The following is a 23152-nucleotide window of genomic DNA, read 5'->3' on the forward strand; positions in this document are numbered from 1 at the left end:
GCACTACAACTGACCGTTCTGGGAACGCATTTGCTTCATTCACTACCCCACAGTGCCGGGATCCTCCCGGTGTGTGACTGGTGGCGGATCGCCAGGAGAGCAGAAGCGATCGAACGTGCGACGGACAGGCGAACGACACAGACGAACGGCGTCTGTTCGGGACGGGATTCCCGGACAGACGCCGTTCGTCTGGTGCGTGTGAGGTCTCAGTCGTTCGCGACCACGGGGTAGCGGGGCTCGTTCTCGGCCATCTGCCGCAGCGCGTCCTTGCGCTCGCGCTTGGAGAGCCGGTCGATGTACAGGGAGCCGTACAGGTGGTCGGTCTCGTGCTGCAAACACCGAGCGAAGTATCCGGTGCCGCGCACCTTGATCGGGTTGCCCTTCTCGTCCTGCCCGGTCACCTCGGCGTAGTCGGGCCGGGCGAGCGGGGCGTACGCGGTGGGCACGGACAGGCAGCCCTCGTTGCTGTCGTCCAGCCGGCGCGTCTCGGCGGGCAGTTCGACGAGCTTGGGGTTGCAGATCACGCCGGTGTGGCGGACGCCCTCGTCGTCGGGGCAGTCGTAGATGAAGACCTTCTGGTCGACACCGATCTGGTTGGCGGCCAGGCCCACGCCCTCGGCGGTGCGCTGGCTGGCGAACATGTCCGCGACGAGCTGCTGGAACTCCTCGCCGAACTCGGTGACGTCCTTGCACTCCTTGTGCAGCACCGGGTTCCCGACCACCGTGATCGGCCGCGAGGTCCCCCGCTCCCGCCAGGCCGCCTCGCGCTCCTCGCAGTCCTCCGTGTCGATCACGTACCCCTCGTCATCGACGGGGAGCACGCCCGCGTGCTGCTGATCGGTGTCCTGCTGAGCCATGACGTTATGTACGCCTTCCTGAAACTGACCGGGCTGAGATGCTGATACAGGTTACGCCGGTATCGGACGCCCTTTTTTTCTTGGGGGCGCGGGGAACTGCGCGACCAGCCCCCGCGGCGCCGCACCCGTCAGGCGACCTAACAGACCTCTTCCAGATCCCGCCAATCCCGGGAATCCGGACTGTCGGCCACCCACCCGTCCAGCAACCCCCTCACCAGCGAAGCCGGCGCGGCCAGCCCGCACTCCCGCTCCGGCACCCACAGCTGCCCGTCCGTCCGATGCCCCAGCGGCCCGGGATGCCCCGGCTCACTGTGATCATGCGGATCGAGATGCTCCCCGTCACCCTCGTCCGACGGCATCCGGGACTCCGAGCACATCCGGCACAGCAACCGCACCGACGAGGACCAGTCCTCCGCCGCGAACCCGGCGTCACCCGCCAGCTGCTCCAGCGCGTCCCGGTCGGACTCGGTCGCCGCCTCCAGCAGCACCACCCAGGTCGGCACCGGCGACGGCGCCCACAGCTCGATCTCGTCGAACACCGGGTAGGTGTGCCCGGCGGCCGTGGTCCGCTCCCCGTGCGGCACCCCGTCGTGCAGGACGACCTCGCCCCAGCGCCGCCCCGACGACGGCAGCGGAATGGACAGCACCTCGATCCGCGCGGGATCCAGCCGCCGCCCCCACACGACCTCGGCCTCCCCCTCGGGGGACAGCCGCACGGCCGCGCTGCCGAGGTCCATGCCGACGGGCTCGCCGGCGGCGGTGGCCGAACCCGGCATCCGCAGCCCGTAGGCCTGCCAGGCGCGGCGGGCCAGCGGCCAGTCCTGGAGGGCGGTCGCGGCGATGCCGACGTTCCACCAGTCGGGCGCACCGGTGTCCCGGTCGAGCAGGGCCACGGCCCTGAGGCCCGCCGCCCGCGCCTGCTCCCAGTCGTGCCGGAACTTGTGCAGCAGGGCGAGGTTGAACCACGACTCGGACAACCAGGGCTCGAGGTCGGCGGCACGTGTCAACAGTGCGCCCGCGTCCTCGTACCTACCGTCGCCGATAAGTGTGAACGCCCGGTCTGTGGCCTGCCGCCAGGAGGCGGAGGGCCGGTGCCGTCCCTTGCCGAAGATCCTCACGATTCCCGCCTGCCAGTTCCGTGCGGTGGGCTGGCCGTAGCTGTGTTTCGAGCCCCCGGACACCTTCTCCTTCGCATCCAACCACGTACGGCCTCCGAGGCGCTCATTACCCATGGGTTACCCAGCCACGGGCAGACTCAGACTGCTCCTTGCCAGTACCCGGGCCAGTGATTCCACCACCTCCGGCGCGTACTTCCCGGCGGTGGCGAGCCGGAGTTCCTCCAGCGCCGTCAGCGGCCCGCCGGGCCCGCCTTCCCTGGACTTCTCCTCGTACGCGTTCACGGCCCGGACGATTCGCGCGGCGAGCGGCTGCTCGGCGTAGGGGTCGGCCTGCCGCTCCACGACCACGGCGACCGCCTCGTCGACGCCCGTCTGCCGTACGACGGCACCGCCGAGCAGCGCGATCCGCCGCTGTTCCGCCGCGGGCAGGTCGGCGGTGGCTCCCGCGGGCACCGGGTCGACGAGGCTGAGCTGGCCGATGTCGTGCATGAGCGCGGCGTACTCCAGCACGGCCAGTTCGGGCTCGGTCAGGCCCAGGTCCCGCCCCACCGCCTGGCCGAGCGCGGCGACGCGCCGGGCGTGCCCGCAGGGGGTGCAGCCGGCGACCTCGGTGGCCCGTGCGAGGGAGGCGATGGTCTGCCCGTAGGTGGCCCGGACGGCTGCGTAGCGCCGGAACGACATCTGGGCGAGCAGCAGCGGCACGGAGAAGACGGGCAGCGCCCACAGCCCGACCACGGCGACCGCGAGGGCCATCACGGCCCCGGTGGCGATGACGGCGGAGCCGATGCCGCACACGGCCCGCAGCTCGTCCCGCAGCACCGGGCCGAAGGGCCAGCCGGTGCGCGAGTGGGCCAGGGCGGCGGCGAGCACCGCGTCGCACAGCGCGGTCAGGGACAGCAGCGCGAGCAGCAGCAGCGCGTAGGCGGGTCCGCCCCAGTCGTCGAACATCCCCCGGTTGTACGGGGGCTGGAAGCACACGGCGACGAAGCCGACGGTGAGCATGCGGCGCGCCAGATGGTCGAGCGTGGGCCCCTGTCCGCGCGCGACGTGCGGCACGCTGCCGAGCAGCGAGGCGGCCAGGACGACGGCGAGGACCTGGGCGAGGCCGTGGTGCGTGGCCCGCCCGCCGGCCTCCCCGAGCAGCGCGTACGACAGGGCCGCCGCGGCTCCGAGCGGTGCCGGCTCCCGGATCCGCGCCCCGCCCCGCCGGGTGAGCTCCCCGACGGTGACGAGGACCCCGAAGGCGAGGGCGACCCGGCGTTCCTCGAGCCCGTTGTAGAGCGTGACGGCGAGGGAGCCGGTGGCGAGGAGGGCGGCGGAGGCGTGGACCAGGGTGCGCAGGTGCGGCGCCCCGCACCCGCTCATCGGTGTGCTCCCGGCCGGCTGGAGACGGGTGCGCCGGGCGGGGGCACCCGGGGCGTGTGGACGTCGTCGGCGGTCACCGCGGGGTGCCAGCCCGCCCTCCGTACGGCCGCGACCAGGGCCGTGACCATCACGGGGTCGAAGTGGCTGCCCGCGCACCGCTCCAGCTCCTCCAGGGCCACCGGGACGGGGCAGGCCCTGCTGTAGCTCCGGGTGGAGGTCATGGCGTCGAAGGCGTCGGCGACCGCCACGACCCGTGCGGACTCCGGGATCTGACGGCCCACCAGCCCGTAGGGGTACCCGCTGCCGTCCAGCCGCTCGTGGTGGTGCAGTACTGCGGCGCGGGCCTCACCGAGGAAGCCGATGCCGCGCACCATCTCGTGCCCGTACTCGGGGTGCAGCTCGATCACACGCCGTTCCTCGGGGGTCAGCGGCCCGTTCTTCCTGAGCAGCCGGGTGGGCACGCCCAGCTTGCCGACGTCGTGCAGGATCCCGGCGAAGCGGAGCACCTCGACGCGCTCGTCGTCCATGCCCAGCTCGCGCGCGATCATCATGGAGGCCTGTCCGACGCGCTCGCTGTGCCCGCGGGTGTACCCGTCCTTGATGTCGACGGCCTGCACCAGCGCCCGGATGGTCGCCTGGTGGGCGGCCCGTTCCCGGTGGTACTGGGCGAACGCCCACCACGAGACGCACATCGGCAGCAGCACGAGCAGCGCGGCCACGGGACCGTACGGGCTGCGCCACAGGACGGCCATCATCAGCCCGGCGAGCCCGTGCACGGCGATCGGCGCGAGCGAACGCGGCACCAGCCCCCGCCAGGCGCGCCGCACCGGCACCCGCTCGGCGGCGGCGAGGATCCCCCCGTCCAGCAGCGCGAGCACCAGGCAGAACGCCAGCACGGCGGCACCGGCCGGCCCGAGCGCGTAGGGGACGTCGCCCGCGACGACCGCGTCCCGCCCGCCGAGCGCCCAGTGCACCCGGGCAGCGGCCCACACGCCGAGGACGAGCTGGGCGGCCCGCCAGATCCGCCGTAGCGTCGCGGGCCGCTGTTCCACGGGCGAGAGCAGCGCGGCGGGCACGGCGACCAGGGCGGCGGCGGGCGCCGGCAGCAGGAAGGCACCGGCGAGCAGCACGGGATAGAAGGTCCCGGCCGGATGCGAGATGCCGACGAACCGGGACCGGGCGACGCGCTCGCACCCGGCGTACAGCGCGGCCAGCAGGGCGACGGCCCACCAGGGCGTACGAACGCCCGGCAGCGGGAGCAGACAGCACAGGGCGGCGACGGCGACAGAGGCGACATACACACGTGCCCGCGCCGATACCGCTTCCATGAGCCCCTCCCCGGCCATGTCCGTCAGGCCCGGAGCCTAGGCCGCAGATGGGGGGCTCCATGGGCCGATAGCCCATGGATTAGCACGTTCGAGTGACGCGTTCGACGATGCCGAGAGGATGACTACCCCTGGAGAGGCGGGGTAGTTGAAAAGCGCAGGAGTCTCAGGACTCCTGGGGCGTGGCAGGCGAGGCCGTGACGTCCTGATCGGGGACGGCCTGGCCGGAACGGATCAGGTCGATCCGCCCCATGACCTTGGCCCGCAGGTCACCCGGCACGTCGTCATGCCCGCAGCAGCGCTTGACGAGCTTCTTCACGGCCTGTTCGAGCCCGTACTTCTCGAGGCAGGGCGAGCACTCCTCGAAGTGGGACTCGAACTTCACGCAGTCCGAGTCCGGCATCTCCCGGTCGAGGAACTCGTAGAGATGATCGAGGATTTCGCTGCAATCCGTCTCGTGCGGCTCTCCGCAGCTCATGACCCCGAGCCTTTCGCTTCGTTCGACTCTCCGGCGCCGGCCGGGACCATCCCGCGGTCACGGGCGTAGTCCTCCAGCATGCCGCGCAGCTGACGGCGGCCCCGGTGCAGCCGGGACATCACCGTACCGATGGGTGTGCCCATGATGTCGGCGATCTCCTTGTAGGCAAACCCCTCGACGTCCGCGAGATACACGGCGATGCGGAACTCCTCGGGGATCGCCTGGAGCGCTTCCTTCACGTCCGAGTCGGGCAGGTGGTCGAGCGCCTGCGACTCCGCGGAGCGCAAGCCCGTCGACATGTGCGACTCGGCGCGGGCGAGCTGCCAGTCCTCGATCTCCTCGGCCGCGGAGCGCTGAGGTTCGCGCTGCTTCTTGCGGTACGAGTTGATGAAGGTGTTGGTGAGGATCCGGTACAGCCACGCCTTGAGGTTGGTGCCCTCGCGGAACTGATGGAAGGACGCGTACGCCTTGGCGTACGTCTCCTGCACCAGGTCTTCGGCGTCCGCCGGGTTGCGCGTCATGCGCAGCGCGGCCGAGTACATCTGGTCGAGGAACTCGAGAGCGTCCCGCTCGAAGCGCGCACTGCGCTCCGCGGCCGTCTCCGCGCCCGTGCCGCTCTGGCCCCCGGGCTGCTCCGCCTGGCCGTGTTCGGTCCCTGCGTCGGTCCCTGTGACCGGACCCACCTCCTCGAGTGTTCTCGTGAGACCGAGACCGGTCTCACCCGAATCGGAGGATAGACGACGATCCGGTCCGCCCGCCGCCCGAACAGGGGCGGTCCTGGCCGCGTGCAGCACCGTCCAGTCCAGGTCGGCACGGCTGCTGCGGGTCGGGCAGATGGTCGAACCCATGCGGCGGACTTCCTCTCCTACGGCGTCTGCGCTGGTCTCCAGCACGTACGTCCCGCACAACAGTGCTCGCCGTCCCGGCATTCCCGGAGCTTTACCCGAGTGACCCGGTCCACTCCAGGACCGCGTCCGTGATGAGCGCCACGGCCTCGTCCTGGGAGATCTCCGCCCGCTTGGGGACCGCGAAGCCGTGATCGCCGTACGGCACCTCGACGAGTTCGTGGGAACCCGCGGGGAATTCCTCCGGCTTCCCGAAGGGGTCGTTCCCGCCCTGGACGACCAGGGTGGGCACCCCGGAACCGAGCAGTTCGTCGGCGCGGGACTTCTCCGGCTTGCCCGGCGGGTGGAGGGGGAAGCTGAGGGCCAGGACCGCGTGCGCGCCCAGTTCGGTGGCGGTACGGCAGGCGACCCGGGCCCCGGCGCTGCGGCCGCCGGAGATCACCGGCAGTCCGGGCCCGGCCAGGGCGGGCCAGATGCCGCGCCAGCCGACGTCCAGGGTCTTGGGCGCGGGCGCCAGCTTCTTCCCGGCCACCCGCCAGGGCTGCTCCACCCGGGCGACGGTCACGCCGTGCGCGGGCAGGACCTCGGCCAGGGCCTTCAGGTCGCGGGCCTCGATACCGCCGCCGGCGCCGTGGCTGACGGCGAGCACGAGCCGGGCCTTCTTCGCCGGGTGCCAGGTGATGCGGGCGGTTCCGGCGTCGGTCTCGACGGTCTCGGTGGCCGTGCTGGTCGCTTTCGTCACATGCGTCACGTCAGAAGAGTGTGCCCTCTTCGGGCCCTTCCAGCTCCTTCAGCAGCTCCGGTCCGTTGTTGCGGACGTTGCTGACGGCCGTGGCGACGGGGTAGGCGCGCATCAGCCCGGCGGGCGGCGGGGCGAGCAGCCCGCGCAGGTCGTCGGGGTCCGTGCGGGAGGGGTCGAGCCAGTCGTCCCAGCGGTCGGGCGTCAGCATCAGCGGCATCCGGGGGTGGATCTCGGCCAGGGCCCGCGGGCCGTCCGCCGGGGAGACCGCCAGCGGGCTCGTCTCGGCCTCGGTGGTGATGACGGAGCAGGTCACCCACCAGGACTGCGGGTGGTCGTCGGGCAGCGTCCGGTCCCGCCAGAACTCGTACAGCCCGGCCATGGCGAAGACCGACCCGTCCGCCGGTGTCACGAAGTACGGCTGCTTGCGGGGCCGCTTCTTCTTGCCCTCGACCTCCAGCTCGCGCTCCTGCTGACCGGTGACCCACTCGTAGTAGCCGTCGGCGGGCAGGACGCAGCGCCGGGAGGTGAAGGCACGGCGGAAGGACGGCTTCTCGTGGACGGTCTCCGCGCGGGCGTTGATCATCCGGGCGCCGCCCTCGGGGGTCTTCGACCAGGACGGGACGAGCCCCCACTTCAGCTTGCGCAGCTGCCGAACCGGGCGCGGGTCGTCCACGTCTTTCAGAGGGCGGTCGAGGACGGCGTAGACCTCTTTGGTGGGCGCCACGTTGTAGTCCGGCTCGAGGGTCTCCTCGGGCTCCCACTTCTCGATCTCAAAGATTCCTGCGAGATCCTCTGGCCTGCGACTCGCTGAATACCGTCCGCACATACGTGCCACACTGCCAGATTCCATCCGACCACAGGGAGCCAACGCCGCACATGGACAGCACCGCTACCGCCTCGCTCGCCTCCCTCTGGGACGAGGTCTCCGGCACGCAGCCCGATCCCGACCTGTGGGTGGTGATCGCGACGCTGGCCGCCGCGCTCGCCGTGGTGATCCCGCACGGCCTGTGGCGCATCTCCCGCAACGCCATCACCATCGCCCACGAGGGCGGCCACGGGCTCGTGGCCCTGCTCACCGGCCGCACCCTCACCGGCATACGCCTGCACTCGGACACCAGTGGCCTGACCGTCAGCCGCGGCAAGCCGCACGGCATCGGCATGATCCTCACGGCCGCCGCCGGCTACACCGCCCCGCCCCTGCTGGGCCTGGGCGGAGCGGCCCTGCTGGGCGCCGGCCGCATCACGCTCCTGCTCTGGCTGGCCACGGCCCTGCTCCTGGCCATGCTCGTGATGATCCGCAACGCGTACGGCGCCCTGACCATGATCGTCACCGGCGGCCTGTTCGTCCTGGTGTCCTGGCTGGCCGGCCCTCAGGTGCAGGCGGCGTTCGCGTACGTGGTGGTGTGGTTCCTGCTGCTGGGCGGGGTCCGCCCGGCCTTCGAACTCCAGGCGAAGCGGGCCCGGGGCGGCGCGGGCGACTCGGACGCGGACCAGTTGTCGCGCCTGACGCACGTACCGGCGGGGCTGTGGTTCTTCCTGTTCCACGCGGTGTCGCTGTGCTCGCTGATAGGTGGGGGTCGCTGGCTACTGGGCTTGTGACCAGCCGACCCAGGGGCGCGGGGCTGTGCCGATGTGCGGCTCCGCCGCGCGGGCGCGAGCAGCTCCCACGGCGCCGCACTCGAAGTACGGCCTGCTTATAAAGTAAGGGCATGGCCCCGAACACCGCAGACACCGCCCTCTGGCCCGCCCCGCACGCGAGCGGAGCCGTCGACGCGACGGTCCACGTGCCCGGGTCCAAGTCCGTCACCAACCGCGCCCTCGTCCTCGCCTCCCTCGCCTCCGAGCCCGGCTGGCTGCGCCGCCCGCTGCGCTCCCGCGACACCCTGCTGATGGCCGGTGCCCTGCGCGCGATGGGCATCGAGATCGAGGAGGGCGTGGGCCCCGACGGCACCGGCGAGGCCTGGCGTGTGCTCCCCACGGGCCTGCGCGGACCGGCCACGGTCGACGTCGGCAACGCCGGCACGGTGATGCGCTTCCTGCCGCCGGTCGCCACGCTCGCCGACGGTCCCGTCCGGTTCGACGGTGACCCCCGCTCGTACGAGCGTCCGCTGAACGGAGTCATCGACGCGCTGCGCCGGCTCGGCGCCCGGATCGACGACGACGGGCGCGGCGCGCTGCCGATGACCGTGCACGGCAGCGGTGCCCTGGAGGGCGGCCAGGTCTCGATCGACGCGTCCTCCTCGTCGCAGTTCGTGAGCGCGCTGCTGCTGTCCGGGCCGCGCTTCAACCAGGGCGTCGAGGTCCGCCACACCGGCGCCACGCTGCCCTCCATGCCGCACATCCGGATGACCGTCGACATGCTGCGCGCGGTCGGCGCCCAGGTGGACACGCCCGAGTCGGGCGGCGAGCCGAACGTCTGGCGGGTCACGCCGGGTGCCCTGCTCGGCCGGGACCTGGTCATCGAGCCGGACCTGTCCAACGCCCAGCCGTTCCTGGCGGCCGCGCTGGTGACCGGCGGCAAGGTCGTCATCCCGGCCTGGCCGGACCGCACCACCCAGCCCGGTGACCGGCTGCGCGAGATCTTCACCGAGATGGGCGGCTCCTGCGAGCTGACCGAGCAGGGCCTCGCCTTCACCGGCTCCGGTTCGGTCCATGGCATCGATGTCGACCTGAGCGAGGTCGGCGAGCTGACGCCGGGCATCGCGGCGGTCGCGGCGCTCGCCGACTCCCCCTCGACCCTGCGCGGCGTGGCCCATCTGCGGCTGCACGAGACGGACCGGCTGGCCGCGCTGACGAAGGAGATCAACGAACTCGGCGGCGACGTGACGGAGACGGCCGACGGCCTGCACATCCGCCCGCGCCGGCTGCACGGCGGGATCTTCCACACGTACGACGACCACCGCATGGCCACGGCCGGTGCGATCATCGGCCTCGCGGTCGAGGGGGTGCAGATCGAGAACGTGGCGACGACGGCCAAGACGCTGCCGGACTTCCCCGATCTGTGGACCGGGATGCTCGGGGCGTAGGACGCGGGGATCACGTCATGCGCCGCTACGGCAAGCACACCGACGAGGACGACATCCGCACCCGTCCCGGGCGCCGGAACACCCGGCCCCGGACGAACATCAGGCCCAAGCACGAGGACGCCGCCGAGGGGCTCGTCCTCACCGTCGACCGGGGCCGCCTCACCTGCCTCGTCGATGACCGCGTGGTCATGGCGATGAAGGCCCGCGAGCTGGGCCGCAAGGCCGCCGTGGTCGGCGACCGCGTGGCGCTCGTGGGCGATATGTCAGGCAAGAAGGACACCCTCGCCCGGATCGTCCGCATCGAGGAACGCACCTCCGTGCTGCGACGGACCGCTGACGACGACGATCCGTTCGAGCGCGTGGTCGTCGCCAACGCGGACCAGCTGGCCATCGTCACCGCCCTGGCCGACCCGGAACCCCGCCCCCGTCTGATCGACCGCTGTCTGGTCGCGGCCTACGACGGCGGCCTGGACCCGCTGCTGGTGCTGACCAAGTCGGACCTCGCCCCGCCCGACAAGCTCCTGGAGCTGTACGGCGACCTCGACACGCCCTACGTCGTCACCAGCCGCGAGGAACTGCAGAACGGCACCGCCATCGCCCGGGTGCGCGAACAGCTCGACGGCAAGATCACCGCGTTCGTCGGGCACTCCGGAGTCGGCAAGACGACCCTGGTCAACGCGCTCGTACCTCAGGAGCGGCGGCGTACGACCGGGCATGTGAACGCGGTGACGGGCCGAGGCCGGCACACCACCACCTCGGCGCTGGCACTGCCGCTGTCGGACAACGACGGCTGGGTGATCGACACCCCTGGCCTGCGGTCCTTCGGGCTGCACCACGTGGACCCGTCCCGGGTCATCCACGCCTTCCCCGACCTGGAGCCGGGCACCGAGGGCTGCCCGCGCGCGTGCAGCCACGACGAACAGGACTGCGCGCTGGACGCGTGGGTGACCGAGGGGCACGCGGACCCGGCGCGGCTGTACTCGCTGCGGCGGCTGCTGGCCACGCGGGAGCGGAAGGAAGGCGACTGACCTCAGCGTTGTTTGTCATGGCGGGCGGACGGTAAGTGCATAATCACTCATCGCACCAAGCCGAATGCAAGCGGTCACTTAGCGTGGCACACGGGAGGAACGGCTCATGGCGTGGCTGCTGGTCATCGTGGCCGGATTGCTGGAGACCGGCTTCGCCGTGTGTCTGAAGCTGTCGCACGGCTTCACCCGGCTCTGGCCGACGGTGGCGTTCTGCGTTTTCGCCCTCGGCAGTTTCGGGCTGCTGACCCTGGCGCTGAGAAGGCTCGACGTGGGTCCCGCGTACGCGGTGTGGACCGGCATCGGGGCGGCGGGGACGGCGATCTACGGCATGGTGTTCCTGGGCGACCTGGTGTCGACGCTGAAGCTGGTGTCGATCAGTCTCGTCATCGTCGGCGTGATCGGGCTGCAGTTGTCGGGCTCGGCGCACTGACGCCCTGTCACCCGGACTGCCGGTGCAGGGCGCTGCGGACCAGGTCGGTGACGCCGCCCTCGCCGGGCGGCGCGGCCACGCAGGACAGGGCGAGCCGGACGGCGAGTTCGCAGGAGCGGGCCAGGTCGGCGGTGTCGGACTTGGGCGTGCCGGGTGCGGACAGGACGGTGACGGCCCGGTCGCGGATGAGGGTGACGAGGTCGCCGGGTGAGGGCAGCGGGCCGTCGGCGCGGCGCTGTGCCGGTACGGCGGAGGTGGAGGGCACGGCCGAGAGGGGCGGCGAGGGCAGCCGTTCGCTCCAGCAGCCGGTGAGCATGGCGCGGACCAGGGCGTTTTCGCGAGCCGCCGACGTGGTCCACTCGGCGGTGGCGGTGAGCCGGTCGCGCAGGTCGCTGTGGCCGGTGAGCGCGCGGTCCACACCGGCGAGGTAGCCGTCGGCCTCTCTCCTCACGAGCGCCCGGGCGAGGCCGTCCTTGCTGCCGAACTCGTTGTACAGCGTCTGCCGGGACACTCCGGCCGCCACGGCCACGTCCACCATCCGCACCCCGGACCACGCCCGGCGCGCCAGCGCCGCGTAGGCGGCGTCCAACAGAGATTCCCGCGCTGCAGGCATCATTGCCTCCCCTGGGGGCCAGCGGCTCTGCGCCCAGATTTGACGCGCCCGCACCCACTGTCAAGGGTTCACGAAGGCATGCGGGGTCGCCTTTGAGCCGACCTGCGCGGTGCGTCTCTCTGACTGCGGGCATGCGTACCGCTAGGGGCGGCACGGGTGGGCGCAGACGGCACCCCGTCGCGCCGGGTTGCGCACCCACCCGCCCCGAGCCCCCACGCCGAGCACCCCGAAGCCACCAGGACACACACGCCCCATGTGCCACGCCGAGCACCCCCGGCAACCACAACGCCCCCACACCCCGGCACAAACCCCCTGTAGCCCCACCCCCACCTCGGCAGATAGGTTCGTCGCATGCCCGACTACCTCGACGACCTGCGTCTCGCCCACGTCCTCGCCGACGCCGCCGACGCCGCGACGACGGACCGGTTCAAGGCCCTCGACCTCAAGGTGGAGACCAAACCGGACATGACGCCGGTGAGCGAAGCGGACAAGGCCGCGGAAGAACTCATCCGCGGCCAACTCCAGCGCGCCCGCCCCCGGGACGCGGTCCTCGGCGAGGAGTACGGCGTCGAGGGCACCGGCCCCCGCCGCTGGGTCATCGACCCGATCGACGGCACCAAGAACTACGTACGCGGCGTCCCCGTCTGGGCCACCCTCATCTCCCTGATGGAGGCCGGCGAGGGCGGTTTCCAGCCCGTCGTCGGCGTCGTCTCCGCCCCCGCCCTGGGCCGCCGCTGGTGGGCCGCGAAGGGCCACGGCGCCTTCACCGGCCGCAGCCTCACCAAGGCCTCCCGCCTGGACGTCTCCCGCGTCAACAAGCTCGCCGACGCCTCCTTCGCGTACTCGTCACTCAGCGGCTGGGAGGCGCAGGGCCGTCTGGACGGCTTCCTGGACCTCACCCGAGAGGTGTGGCGCACGCGCGCGTACGGCGACTTCTGGCCGTACATGATGGTCGCCGAGGGCTCCATCGACATGTGCGCCGAGCCCGAGCTGTCCCTGTGGGACATGGCCGCCACCGCGATCATCGTCACCGAGGCCGGCGGCACCTTCACGGGCCTCGACGCCCGCCCGGGCCCGCACAGCGGCAACGCGGCCGCGTCGAACGGCCTGCTGCACGACGAGTTGCTCGGATATCTCAACCAGCGCTACTGAGCGCGCCCCGCTGTTACCGAGCGCCCCCTTGTTGACCCTCCCTTTACCTGCCACCCTGAGAGTCCCCCCAACTTGTGAACTTGTGAAACGCTGAACAAACGGCGGACCAAACGGCGGGGGCACTCCCAGGAGGTGGCTCGATCCATGCTCGTCCGTGACGCCATGAGCACCGTCGTCCTCACCATCGGCCCGACCCACACCCTTCGACAGGCCGCCGCACTGATGTCCGCGCGCCGGGTCGGGGCGGCCGTGGTCCACGACCCCGACGCCGGCGGCATCGGCATCCTCACCGAACGCGACATCCTCAACTCCGTGGGCCTGGGCCAGGACCCGGACACGGAACGCGCCCACGCCCACACCACCACCGACGTCGTGTTCGCGGCTCCGTCCTGGACCCTGGAGGAGGCGGCACGAGCCATGACCCACGGCGGCTTCCGCCATCTCATCGTGCTGGACGACGACGAACCCGCCGGCATCGTCTCGGTCCGCGACATCATCCGCTGCTGGGTACCGGCCCGCCAGCAGGTACCCGCCTGACCGCACGACCGGGCCGGCCCCTCCCCCGAGGGCCCGGCCCGCCCACACTCACCCCCGCCATCCCCATAGACACCATCTAAAACCGGATAGATTCTAAACTCACACCTGTTCGGGACCTGGTCCGTTTTGCTGTTAGGCTGGTCGCCATGAGTGACCTTCTGGAACGGCTGCGCGGACGCGGATGGCGGATGACCGCGCAGCGGCGTGTCGTGGCCGAGGTCCTCGACGGCGAACACGTCCATCTGACGGCCGACGAGGTCCACTCCCGGGCCGTCGCCAAGCTGCCCGAGATCTCCCGGGCGACCGTCTACAACACACTCGGTGAGCTCGTGACCCTCGGCGAGGTGCTGGAGGTCTCCACCGACCAGCGCGCCAAGCGGTACGACCCGAACGCCCACCAGCCGCATCACCACCTGGTCTGCGCGCAGTGCGGCGCGATCCGGGACGTCCACCCGATCGGCAACCCGCTGGCGGACCTCCCCGACTCGGAGCGCTTCGGTTTCACGGTCTCGGACGTCGAGGTGACGTACCGCGGCGTCTGCCCGAACTGCGCGGCCGCCTAGCCGCCCCCCCTTCTCTTCGCGACAAGCCCCGGCATCGATGGACGCCGGGGCTTGTCCGTGTCTGCGCACTTCCCGTATCTGACGGGTCGTCATATGGTCAACGGCACCCACCAGTCCGTTCCGCACTCCGCGAGGAGACCGAAGTGGGAGAGCCGTATCCAAAACTCACCGCCCATGACCTGACGCGCACCTTCGGCCGGGGCCCCCGCGCGGTCGACGCCCTCGGCCCCCTCGACCTGACTGTCGCTCCCGGCGAGTTCCTCTGCCTCGTAGGCCCCTCGGGCTGCGGCAAGTCCACCTTGCTGCGCATCGCCGCCGGCCTGCTCCGCCCCAGCACCGGCACGCTGGAGATCCGCACCTCCAGCGCACGCCCGGCCGCCATGATCTTCCAGGACTACGGCATCTACGACTGGAAGACCGTCCAGGCCAACGTCCGCTTCGGCCTCGATGTGCAGGGCGTCCCGCGCCGGGAGGCGAACGCCCGCGCCTTAGAGTGGCTGGCCCGCATGGGCCTCGCCGACTTCGCGCAGGCCTATCCGGCGACCCTCTCGGGCGGTATGCGCCAGCGGGTCGCCATCGCCCGCGCCCTCGCCGTCGAACCCGAACTGCTGCTGATGGACGAACCGTTCGCCGCCCTCGACGCCCAGCTCCGCACGATCCTCCAGGACGAACTGCTGGAGATCACCCAGGCCCTGCGCACGACGACCCTCTTCATCACGCACAGCCTGGAGGAGGCGATCGTCCTCGGCGACCGCGTGCTGGTGATGTCCGCCCGCCCCGGCCGGATCATCGCCGCACACCGCCCGCCCTTCCCGCGCCCTCGCACCGGCGACGTCCGCGCCACCCCCGAGTTCACCGCGCTGAAGAGCGAGCTGTGGGATCTGCTGCGGAAGGAGGCGGTGCCCGCATGACCACCGTCGCCCCCGGGACACGAGGCCCGGCCCTGGTCCGCCGCCCCGGCCCGCACGAGATGCACCCCGTACGCACCCATCGCCGCCGCCGCGCCCTCGAACTGTCCCTCGCGGCCGCCGTCCCCCTCCTCCTGGTGCTGCTCTGGCAGCTCGCGGCCGTCCGGGGCTGGATCGACGAGCGCGTCTACCCGGCACCGTCCACGATCCTCGCCGACGGCTGGGACCGGGCCGCCGCCGGTGATCTGTGGCCGGACGTGTGGGCGACACTCAAGCGCGTCCTGGCCGGGTACGCCGTCGGTACGGCGGCCGGATACCTGCTGGGCCTGCTGATGGGTTCGCTGTCCCTGGTACGGGCCGCCCTGGAACCCCTCCTGGACGCCCTGTACGTCGTACCGAAGCTGGCCCTGCTGCCCGTCTTCCTGAACATGTTCGGCCTGGGCGAGGGCCGCAGGTGGCCCTGGTGGCGGCCACGGTCTTCTTCTTCGTCTGGATCTCCACGATGTCCGCGGTCATGGCCGTCCCCGACGGGCACCGGGACGCGGGCCGGGTCTTCGGGGCCTCCCCGTGGCAGATGTTCCGCCATGTCCTGCTCCCGGCCTCCCTGCCCGCCGTCCTGGTCGGCGCGCGGATCGCGGCGGGCGTGGCGGTCCTGGTGATCGTCGCCTCCGAGCAGATCGCCGCGACCGACGGCCTGGGGCATCTGATCTTCGACTCCCGCGCCCTCTTCCAGAACGACGTGATGTTCGTCGGCATCGTCTGCGTCGCCGTCCTGGGCGTGCTCTTCTCCGAACTGGTCCGCTTCGCCGGCCGGTTGCTCACCCCCTGGGCACCGCGCGACCGGGGACGGGGGCAGGCATGAGGGCACGTACGTACGGCCTCGCCCTGCTCGCGGGCGCGCTGCTGGCCTCGGCGGCCTGCTCGTCGCCCTCCTCGGGGCCGTCCTCGGGGCAGCCGAAGGCCGACACGGCGACGCGCACGGTCCGCCCGGTCCAGGGCTGCGGCGCCGCGTCCTGGACGGACCCCGCCGACCGCTCCCCCGATCGCGCCCCGGCCCGCTGCCGACCGGGCGCCCCGGCCCCGCAGCGGCTCGCCGAGCCCCGGAAGCTGACGATCGCGACGGGCACGCTGAGCGCCGAGTACGTGGCACCGCTGCGGGTCGCCCTCGACAAGGGCGAGTTCGACAAGGAGGGCCTGGACGTCACGCTGAAGGTGCTGCCGACGCCCGAGGCCCTCCCGTTGCTGGCCAAGGGCGAGGTCGACGCCCTCTGGGCGGCCCCGGAGGCGGCGGTCATGAACGGTATCCGCGGCGGCTTCGTCATCCGCTGGGTCGCGGGGAACTTCTCCCCGGACCCGAAGTCCAAGAGCGGCCTGTGGGTCCGGCTCAAGGACGGCGAGACGCCGGCCGCCGTCCGGATGGCCGACCGGACACTCGGCACGATGATCGGCAAGGGCTCGGTGATCGCCTACCCCATGGAACAGGCCCTGGAGCAGCACGGCGGCGGCCTCGACCGGATCCGCTACCAGCAGCTGGGCTCGGCCGATGTCCTCACGGCCCTGCAGAACGGCGGCGTCGACTCCGCGTGGCTGCTGGACCCGGTCTGGCGCCGGGTCGACGGCGAGCCGGGCTACGCCTTCCTGGGCGGCCAGCCGCCCGGCGAGCCGCTGGGCGGCATGCTCTACGGCCCGAGCCTGCTGGACGACGACGTGGACGCGGGGGTGGCCCTGCTGCGGGCGTACATCCGCACGGTGAACACGTACTTCGCGGCCGAATACAAACAGAACGAGAGGTACGTCACCTACCTGGCGAAGCTCCTGAAGACGGACGAGGCGATCCTCCGCTCCACCCCGTCCCTCCGTATGGACTGGGAGATCCGCACCGGCACGACGGCCCGTCTCCAGGCGGCCTACCGGGCCCAGGGCGTGGCAGAAGCCGACACGCTCCCCGAGTCCCGGACCGTGAACCGTTCCCTCTACGCGGAGGCCGTGGGCCACCGCCCCTGAGCACCTGCCCCTGGGCAAAACACCGAGGGCCGGAACCCTTTCGGGTTCCGGCCCTCGGCCTTCAGTAGCGGGGACAGGATTTGAACCTGCGACCTCTGGGTTATGAGCCCAGCGAGCTACCGAGCTGCTCCACCCCGCGTCGTTGAATGCAACGTTACGTGAACGCGGAGGCCGGATGCAAATCGCTTAACGGCGAGGCCTTGCGGAGGGTGCGGCAGCCGGGCCGCGCACCTCGCGGCCCGGACCGGTTCTACGCCGACAGCTCCTGCCGCAACGCGTCCCGCAGCCGAGCCGCCCGCTCCGCCACGGACTCGGGCCCGAGAGACACCGCGCGGTCGGCCCAGCGCTGCCCCTCGGCCAGCTCTCCCCGACGCGCGTAGACCAGGGCCAGCCGCAACGCCGCCCGCCCGTGCCCCGCGTCGGCCGCGCGCGTCCACCACACCGCCGCCTCGGGCTCGCTGCCCTCCCGGGCCAGCAGCAGCCCCAGATTGAACGCACCGTTGCGGGACCCGGCCTCGGCCGCCTCCCGGTACCAGCGAGCCGCCTCGACGACGTCCCCCCGGGCCGCGGCGTGCATACCGACCCGCACCTGCGCCCGCCGGTGCCCCTGCGAGGCAGCCCGCTCGTACCACTCCTCGCACTCGCTCCGCTGGTGCACCGGCTCCCCGAGCTCGTGCGCCGGCTCCGGCGGCCGGCGCGCGTCGAGCACGGTCGCCAGCCGGTACGCGGCCTCGGCGCTCCCGCCCCCGGCCGCACACCGCAGATGCCGTTCGGCCTCCTGGTCCTCGCCGTCCCGCAGCAGCGCCATGCCGACCTGCAGCGCGGCCTCCGTGTGCCCGGCGGCGGCGGCCCGCTCGTACCAGCGCAGCGCGGTCTGCTCCTCGCCCCGTCCGGCGTGGAGGATGCCCAGGTTGAAGGCGGCGTCCACGCTCCCGGCCTCCGCGGCCTTGGAGAACCACGGCTCCGCGCCCGTCTCGTCCCCGGCCCGCAGCAGCAGGATCGCCAGCGCGTTCGCGGCCTCCTGATGCCCGGCGTAGGCCGCGCGCCGGTACCACTGCTCGGCGTGCGGGGTGCGTCCCTGCTCGACGCAGAGCAGCCCGAGGTTGTACGCGCCGTTGACGTCGCCCGCGTCCATCGCGGCCCGGTACCACCGCTCGGCGGTCTGGGTCTCGCCCCGCTCGGCGTGCAGCGCGCCCAGCGCGTTGGCCGCGTTGCCGTCGCCGTCCTGAGCGGCCCGCAGCCACCACACGGCGGCGTTCTCGGTGTCTCCCGCGTCGCGCAGCAGGAAGCCGAGCGCGCAGGCGGCCCGCGCCTCGCCGTCCTTGGCGGACGTCAGGTACCAGCGCCCGGCCTCCTTGAGCTCGCCGCGCCTCTCCAGGATCGTCCCGAGGTGCAGCGCGGCACGCCGGTGCCCGCGCGCGGCGGCCTGCCGGTACCACTGCTCGGCCTCGTCCGGCACGGACGCGCCGTCGTCGTCGGCGTCCCGCGCCGCCTTGCGGTCCAGCGCACGCGCCAGCCGGTACGCCGCCTCCCGGTGCCCCCGCTCGGCCGCGGCCCGCATCCAGTGCTCGGCCCCGGGGTCCCCGCGGTGCTCCAGCAGGTCCGCGAGGGCGTACGCGCCCAGGGTGTGGCCCTGTTCCGCGGACTGGCGCAGCCAGTACTCGGCAGCGGGTTCGTCGCCGCGCTCGCGGTGGTGCCGGCCGAGGGCGTGCGCGGCCGCCGTGGATCCGGCGACGGCGGCGATCCGCCACCATCCGGCGGCCTCGTCGGCGTATCCCCGCTGGTGGAGCAGGACTCCCAGATTGTTGGCCGCGGCCCGGTCGCCCGCGGCGGTCGCGGCACGCAGATGGGGTTCGGCACCGTCGAGATCACCACGGCGCAGCAGCATGGCCCCGAGGACACTCATCGCCTCTACGTCGCCGGTCTCCGCGGCGAGCCGCTGACGCAGCTCCTCGGCCGCCTCATCGGCGATTTCCCCGGTCTCGTCCGGGGTGTCGGTGTCCTCCCGGCTGGAAGGCTGCACAAAACGCCCTGTCTCGAACAGAGTTGCCTTGTCCCCCATAACGTCCATCGTCGCACCACCTGCAACCTGGGTACACCTGGTATACCGCAGCCATTGAGGTCACTACAGCGTTTTGTCGACATGCCCACAGAGAGACAAGTCAAACACAGTTTTCCCAACTCCCCCCGGCGGCACGGCCGCAGCCCGCACCAGCACATGCGTTCACACATCACGAAGGCCCGGATTCCTGTGTGGAATCCGGGCCTTCGATGTCGCTCCGTCACTCGGACTTCGCGATTTCAGTAGCGGGGACAGGATTTGAACCTGCGACCTCTGGGTTATGAGCCCAGCGAGCTACCGAGCTGCTCCACCCCGCGCCGTTGTGTTCACAACCGTATCACGGCGCGGGTGGAGCATTTGACCAGGCCGGAGGCCTAACTGCTCGGCTTCGGACTCGGACTGCCGCTCGGGCTCGCGCTGGGGCTGCCGCTGGGCGTGCTCTCGCCGCCCCCGGCGCCGCCGGCCTTGTCCGCCTCGGCCTGTGCCTCCTCGGCGCGCTGCAGCGCGTCCTCCAGGTCCTTCTGCGCCTTGCCGTACGCCTCCCAGTCGTTCTCCTTCAGGGCGTCCTGGCCCTCGGTGAACGCCTTCTGGGCGTCTTCCAGGGCCTGCTGGACCGTCGGGTCCTCGGCCGTCGGCGGTGGTGTCGTATCGCCGTCGTCCGGTGGCTCCGGCGTCGCGCCCTCCGCCCCGAAGATCTTGTTGAGGGCTTCGTCGAGCGTGTTCTCGAAGGCCGTCTGGCCTCCGTAGGTGACCAGCACCTTGCGCAGCAGCGGGTACTTCAGTCCGCCACCGCGGACGTAGACCGGCTCCACGTACAGCAGTCCTCCGTCGAGGGGCACCGTCAGCAGGTTGCCGTACTCGACCTCGGAGTCACCGCCTCTCAGGAGCCTGATGGACTCGGCGATGTCCTCTTGCGAGTTGAACTGGCTCTGGACCTGCTTGGGTCCGTTGACCGTGGTGTTCGTCGGCAGTTTCAGGATTCTGATCTTGCCGTAGTCGCTGGTGCCCGCCTCGGCGTCGACAGCCATGAACGCACTGAGGTTGTCCCGGCCGTTGGGCGTGAGGGTCGTCGTAAGCGAGAACGCCTGTGCCTTCTGGTCGGGCATCTTCATGCTCAGGTAGTACGGCGGCACCGCGCTGCCCGACCGGTTCGTCGGGTCGTCCGGCACCTGCCACACCTCGCTGCCACTGAGGAACGTCGTCGCGTCCTTCACGTGGTAGCGCGTGAGCAGCTCCCGCTGGACCTTGAACAGGTCCTGGGGATAGCGCAGATGGTCCATCAGCGGCTTGGAGATCTCGCTCTTGGGCTTCACCGTGTCCGGGAATGCCTTCATCCAGGTCTTCAGGACCGGGTCCTTGGTGTCCCACTGGAAGAGCTTGACCTCGCCGGTGTACGCGTCGACGGTCGCCTTCACCGAGTTGCGGATGTAGTTGACCTGGTTCTGCTGGGCCACCACCGCGCGGTTGTCGTTGGTGGCGGTCAGCGAGTCGGCCGTGGTGTCACCGAGGGTCGTACGCGAGGAGTACGGGTAGCCGTTCGTCGTCGTGTACGCGTCGACGATCCACTGGATACGGCCGTTCACGACCGCCGGGTAGGCGTCGCCGTCGATGGTCAGCCAGGGAGCGACCGCCTCGACGCGCTCCTTGGGCGTGCGGTTGTACAGGACCCGCGAACCCTCGCCGATGGCGCCCGAGTAGAGGATCTGCGGTTCGCCGAACGCCACCGCGTAGGCGGCCCGGTTGACCGGGTTGGAGAGGTTGACCCCGCTGTCGCCCTTGTAGCTGGTGGTCTTCTCGCCGTTGTCGTCGGAGTAGTCGATCTCCTTCTGGGGACCGCCGACGATCGAGTACGTGGTGGTCTTCTCGCCGTAGTAGATCCGCTGCTCGTAGGAGCCGAGATCGCCCTTGGAGGGCAGGTCGGACTCCGTGAAGTTGGGACGGCCCTGGGCGTCGGCGCTGGTGCCCTCGGCGGCCACCGCTCCGTACCCGTGGGTGTAGCGGAAGTGGTTGTTGATCCAGTTCTTCTTCGGGATGCCCGCGAGGTTCAGCTCACGCAGGCCGATCACCGTGTCCTGGTCCTTGCCGTCCTTGGGGTAGCGGTCCACGTCCAGGTTGTTCGGGAACGCGTAGTAGTTCCTGATCTGCTGGAGCTGCTGGAACGTCGGCGAGACGATGTTCGGGTCCATGATCCGGATGCTCGCCGTGGAGTCGACGTCATCGCGGAGCTTGGTCTTGTCCTCCGTCTTGCTGGTACCCGTGTAGTCGGTGACCTTGGTGCCGTCGATGCCGTAGGCCTTGCGCGTCGCGTCGAGGTTCTTCTCGACGTACGGCGCTTCCTTGGCCTGCTCGTTCGGCTGGACCTGGAACTTCTGCACGATCGCCGGGTACAGGCCGCCGATGAGGATCGCGGAGAGCACCATCAGGCCGAAGCCGATCACGGGCAGCTGCCAGGTGCGCCGCCACAGAGTGGCGAAGAACAGCAGCGCGCAGATGACGGCGATGCAGAACAGAATCGTCTTGGCCGGCAGGTAGGCGTTGGCGTCGACGTACCTCAGGCCCGTCCAGTTGTCGGTCGCTCTGAAGTCGCTGGACTTGACCGCGAGTCCGTACCGGTCGAGCCAGTACGCGACCGCCTTCAGGGCCACGAAGACGCCGATGAGCACCGACAGGTGCCCGGTGGCCGCCGCCGTGGCGCGCGCGCCCGGGCTGGTGACGCGCAGGCCGCCGTACAGGTAGTGCGTGAGCGCCGCGGCGATCACGGACAGGATCGCGGCGGCGAAGCCGAAGCCGAGCAGGAACCGGTACCAGGGCAGGTCGAAGGCGTAGAACGAGACGTCCAGCTTGAACTGCGGGTCCTTCTCGCCGAACGGCACGCCGTTGACCCACATCAGCCAGGTCCGCCACTGGCCGGACGCCGAGGCTCCGGCGATCAGGCCCACCAGGGCGGTGATCCCGAACAGCAGCCACTTCTTGTAGGGCGCGATGCCCATCCGGTAGCGGTCGAGGTTCTGCTGCTCCATCGACATGGCGCTCAGCGGTGGCCGCAGCCGGTGCGCCAGCCAGATGTTGACGCCGACGGCGACTGCCATGAGCAGGCCGAAGACGAAGAAGAGTCCGATCTTGGTCCACAGGGTCGTGGTGAAGACCGACGAGTAGTTCACCGACCGGTACCAGAGCCAGTCCGTCCAAAAGCCCGCGAACATGGTGAACGCCATGCCGAGGACGGCCAGGACGCCCAGCGTCATGAGCAGGGTGCGGACACGCCGGGACGGGCGGCCCACTCTCATCCGCGGCCCTGTCGGGCCTCCGCCGCGGTCCGGCATCTGGAAAGCCAAGGTGCGCACCTCGAAGTTCGCTGTTGATCCGTCAGGCCCGCGTCTTCACGGACCGTGCGTGGCCCCCGGTGATCGTGGGCCCCCACCTATGCAACTTACTCACCGTTTACTCGGTTCCCGATTCCGGCCAGGAACGAGGCAGGATTGTGACCATGTCCAACACTCCCATGGCTGCGAACCCGCTCACCCGGGCCGTTCTCGAGATCGACGAGTACGTCTCCGGCCTCGGCTGGGACCAGCCCGCCCGCCTTTTCGCCCTCGTCGACACCGCACGACTGCGGGCCGAACAGCCCTCGCTCGCCGACCGGCTCGGTCTCGGGGAGGAGTCCGAGAACCCCGGCCTCACCCCGATCGAGCAGGACGAGGTGCCAACGGGCAAGCCGCTCGACGAGTTCCTCGCCACCATCGCCTGGCCCGACGCGGTGGTCGGCTGCGCCCTCGCCGTGGAACGACTGATGCTGCCGCCGTCCGCGGAGGCCCAGGTTCCGAAGGGTCTGAGCGAGGCCGCGCTGACGAAGTGGGTGGCGGACCACCCGGACCGTCAGGAGGTCCGGATGACGGTCGCGGTCCTGCGCGACGGCGCCCGCGAGTCCGCCCTGCGCCTGCGTGAGAAGGACTCCGCCACGGAGGTCCTCACCGGGTCCGACCTGGTCCCGGGCCTGGCGGAGGCGCTGTCGGCGACGTTCGAGGAGGAGTAGAGCGGGAGCACGGCGGTGTGAGGGGGCCCGCCGGTCCCTTGGGACCCTCGGGCCCCACCGGTCCCG

Annotated in this window: 21 protein-coding genes, 2 tRNA genes and 1 pseudogene; 11 read left to right on the forward strand and 13 right to left on the reverse strand. The window is 71.2% G+C overall.

Annotation, left to right across the window (positions count from 1 at the left end; all coding sequences use genetic code 11):
• Positions 1-206 precede the first annotated feature (206 nt).
• The 8 genes from def to KJK29_RS11505 all read right to left on the reverse strand — a co-directional run bounded on the left by def (position 207) and on the right by KJK29_RS11505 (position 7556).
• Positions 207-857: a peptide deformylase gene (def, locus tag KJK29_RS11470; RefSeq protein ID WP_215118610.1), complete on the reverse strand. Its 651-nt coding sequence runs from the start codon at positions 855-857 to the stop codon at positions 207-209.
• Between the two features lie 137 nt (positions 858-994).
• On the reverse strand, positions 995-1975 hold the full coding sequence (locus KJK29_RS11475) for a tetratricopeptide repeat protein (RefSeq protein WP_215124234.1): 981 nt from the start codon (positions 1973-1975) through the stop codon (positions 995-997).
• A 117-nt stretch (positions 1976-2092) separates the two neighbouring features.
• Positions 2093-3340 (reverse strand): HD domain-containing protein, encoded by a 1248-nt coding sequence (locus KJK29_RS11480; protein ID WP_215118611.1) that lies wholly within the window; start codon positions 3338-3340, stop codon positions 2093-2095.
• Complete coding sequence (locus tag KJK29_RS11485) at positions 3337-4668, reverse strand: HD-GYP domain-containing protein (RefSeq protein ID WP_215118612.1); 1332 nt, start codon at positions 4666-4668, stop codon at positions 3337-3339. The genes KJK29_RS11480 and KJK29_RS11485 overlap by 4 nt, the downstream gene beginning before the upstream one ends.
• 163 nt (positions 4669-4831) lie before the next feature.
• Positions 4832-5143 carry a mycothiol system anti-sigma-R factor gene (gene rsrA, locus KJK29_RS11490; protein ID WP_215118613.1) on the reverse strand — a complete coding sequence of 104 codons (312 nt, stop codon included), beginning with the start codon at positions 5141-5143 and terminating at the stop codon, positions 4832-4834.
• A complete protein-coding gene (sigR, locus tag KJK29_RS11495) occupies positions 5140-5826 on the reverse strand; it encodes an RNA polymerase sigma factor SigR (protein ID WP_215118614.1) in 687 nt (228 codons plus the stop codon). Before sigR ends, rsrA begins: the two co-directional genes overlap by 4 nt.
• 256 nt (positions 5827-6082) lie before the next feature.
• On the reverse strand, positions 6083-6730 hold the full coding sequence (locus KJK29_RS11500; RefSeq protein ID WP_215124235.1) for an alpha/beta hydrolase family protein: 648 nt from the start codon (positions 6728-6730) through the stop codon (positions 6083-6085).
• Between the two features lie 10 nt (positions 6731-6740).
• Complete coding sequence (locus KJK29_RS11505) at positions 6741-7556, reverse strand: SOS response-associated peptidase (RefSeq protein WP_215118615.1); 816 nt, start codon at positions 7554-7556, stop codon at positions 6741-6743.
• 50 nt (positions 7557-7606) lie between these two features.
• Here KJK29_RS11505 and KJK29_RS11510 point away from each other — a divergent pair, with 50 nt between their 5' ends.
• The 4 genes from KJK29_RS11510 to KJK29_RS11525 all read left to right on the forward strand — a co-directional run bounded on the left by KJK29_RS11510 (position 7607) and on the right by KJK29_RS11525 (position 11214).
• Positions 7607-8329 (forward strand): M50 family metallopeptidase, encoded by a 723-nt coding sequence (locus KJK29_RS11510; RefSeq protein WP_215118616.1) that lies wholly within the window; start codon positions 7607-7609, stop codon positions 8327-8329.
• A 110-nt stretch (positions 8330-8439) separates the two neighbouring features.
• On the forward strand, positions 8440-9756 hold the full coding sequence (aroA, locus tag KJK29_RS11515) for a 3-phosphoshikimate 1-carboxyvinyltransferase (protein WP_215118617.1): 1317 nt from the start codon (positions 8440-8442) through the stop codon (positions 9754-9756).
• Between the two features lie 17 nt (positions 9757-9773).
• Positions 9774-10784: a ribosome small subunit-dependent GTPase A gene (rsgA, locus tag KJK29_RS11520; RefSeq protein WP_215118618.1), complete on the forward strand. Its 1011-nt coding sequence runs from the start codon at positions 9774-9776 to the stop codon at positions 10782-10784.
• 106 nt (positions 10785-10890) lie between these two features.
• A complete protein-coding gene (locus tag KJK29_RS11525) occupies positions 10891-11214 on the forward strand; it encodes a DMT family transporter (protein ID WP_193481056.1) in 324 nt (107 codons plus the stop codon).
• Between the two features lie 7 nt (positions 11215-11221).
• Here KJK29_RS11525 and KJK29_RS11530 read toward each other — a convergent pair whose 3' ends face one another.
• Entirely contained in the window at positions 11222-11830 is a 609-nt protein-coding gene (locus KJK29_RS11530) for a TetR/AcrR family transcriptional regulator (protein ID WP_215118619.1), read from the reverse strand.
• Positions 11831-12178: 348 nt separating this feature from the next.
• Between KJK29_RS11530 and hisN the strand changes: the two genes are divergently transcribed.
• From hisN to KJK29_RS11560, 6 genes and pseudogenes are all read left to right on the forward strand, one after another.
• Positions 12179-12979, forward strand: coding sequence for a histidinol-phosphatase (gene hisN, locus KJK29_RS11535; RefSeq protein ID WP_215118620.1), 801 nt, complete (start codon positions 12179-12181; stop codon positions 12977-12979).
• A gap of 144 nt (positions 12980-13123) precedes the next feature.
• Positions 13124-13516: a CBS domain-containing protein gene (locus KJK29_RS11540; protein ID WP_215118621.1), complete on the forward strand. Its 393-nt coding sequence runs from the start codon at positions 13124-13126 to the stop codon at positions 13514-13516.
• A gap of 146 nt (positions 13517-13662) precedes the next feature.
• A complete protein-coding gene (locus KJK29_RS11545; protein ID WP_215118622.1) occupies positions 13663-14079 on the forward strand; it encodes a Fur family transcriptional regulator in 417 nt (138 codons plus the stop codon).
• Positions 14080-14222: 143 nt separating this feature from the next.
• Positions 14223-14990, forward strand: a complete 768-nt coding sequence (locus KJK29_RS11550; RefSeq protein WP_215118623.1) for an ABC transporter ATP-binding protein — start codon at positions 14223-14225, stop codon at positions 14988-14990.
• Positions 14987-15849: pseudogene (locus tag KJK29_RS11555) on the forward strand (ABC transporter permease). Before KJK29_RS11550 ends, KJK29_RS11555 begins: the two are co-directional and overlap by 4 nt.
• Entirely contained in the window at positions 15846-16991 is a 1146-nt protein-coding gene (locus KJK29_RS11560) for an ABC transporter substrate-binding protein (protein WP_215118624.1), read from the forward strand. Before KJK29_RS11555 ends, KJK29_RS11560 begins: the two are co-directional and overlap by 4 nt.
• Positions 16992-17056: 65 nt before the next feature.
• Here the strand turns inward: KJK29_RS11560 and KJK29_RS11565 are convergent.
• The 4 genes from KJK29_RS11565 to KJK29_RS11580 form a co-directional block, all read right to left on the reverse strand.
• Positions 17057-17130, reverse strand: a tRNA-Met gene (locus tag KJK29_RS11565).
• 111 nt (positions 17131-17241) lie between these two features.
• Positions 17242-19062: a tetratricopeptide repeat protein gene (locus KJK29_RS11570; RefSeq protein ID WP_215118625.1), complete on the reverse strand. Its 1821-nt coding sequence runs from the start codon at positions 19060-19062 to the stop codon at positions 17242-17244.
• Positions 19063-19296: 234 nt separating this feature from the next.
• Positions 19297-19370: transfer RNA gene (locus KJK29_RS11575), tRNA-Met, on the reverse strand.
• Positions 19371-19427: 57 nt separating this feature from the next.
• Positions 19428-22376, reverse strand: a complete 2949-nt coding sequence (locus tag KJK29_RS11580; RefSeq protein WP_215124236.1) for a UPF0182 family membrane protein — start codon at positions 22374-22376, stop codon at positions 19428-19430.
• Between the two features lie 164 nt (positions 22377-22540).
• On the opposite strand from KJK29_RS11580, the gene KJK29_RS11585 reads away from it, so the two are divergent.
• Positions 22541-23086 carry a PPA1309 family protein gene (locus KJK29_RS11585; protein ID WP_215118626.1) on the forward strand — a complete coding sequence of 182 codons (546 nt, stop codon included), beginning with the start codon at positions 22541-22543 and terminating at the stop codon, positions 23084-23086.
• The last annotated feature ends 66 nt before the right edge of the window (positions 23087-23152 follow it).

Origin of the sequence: Streptomyces koelreuteriae (genome assembly GCF_018604545.1) — a bacterium.
Classification (GTDB): Bacteria; Actinomycetota; Actinomycetes; order Streptomycetales; family Streptomycetaceae; genus Streptomyces; species Streptomyces koelreuteriae.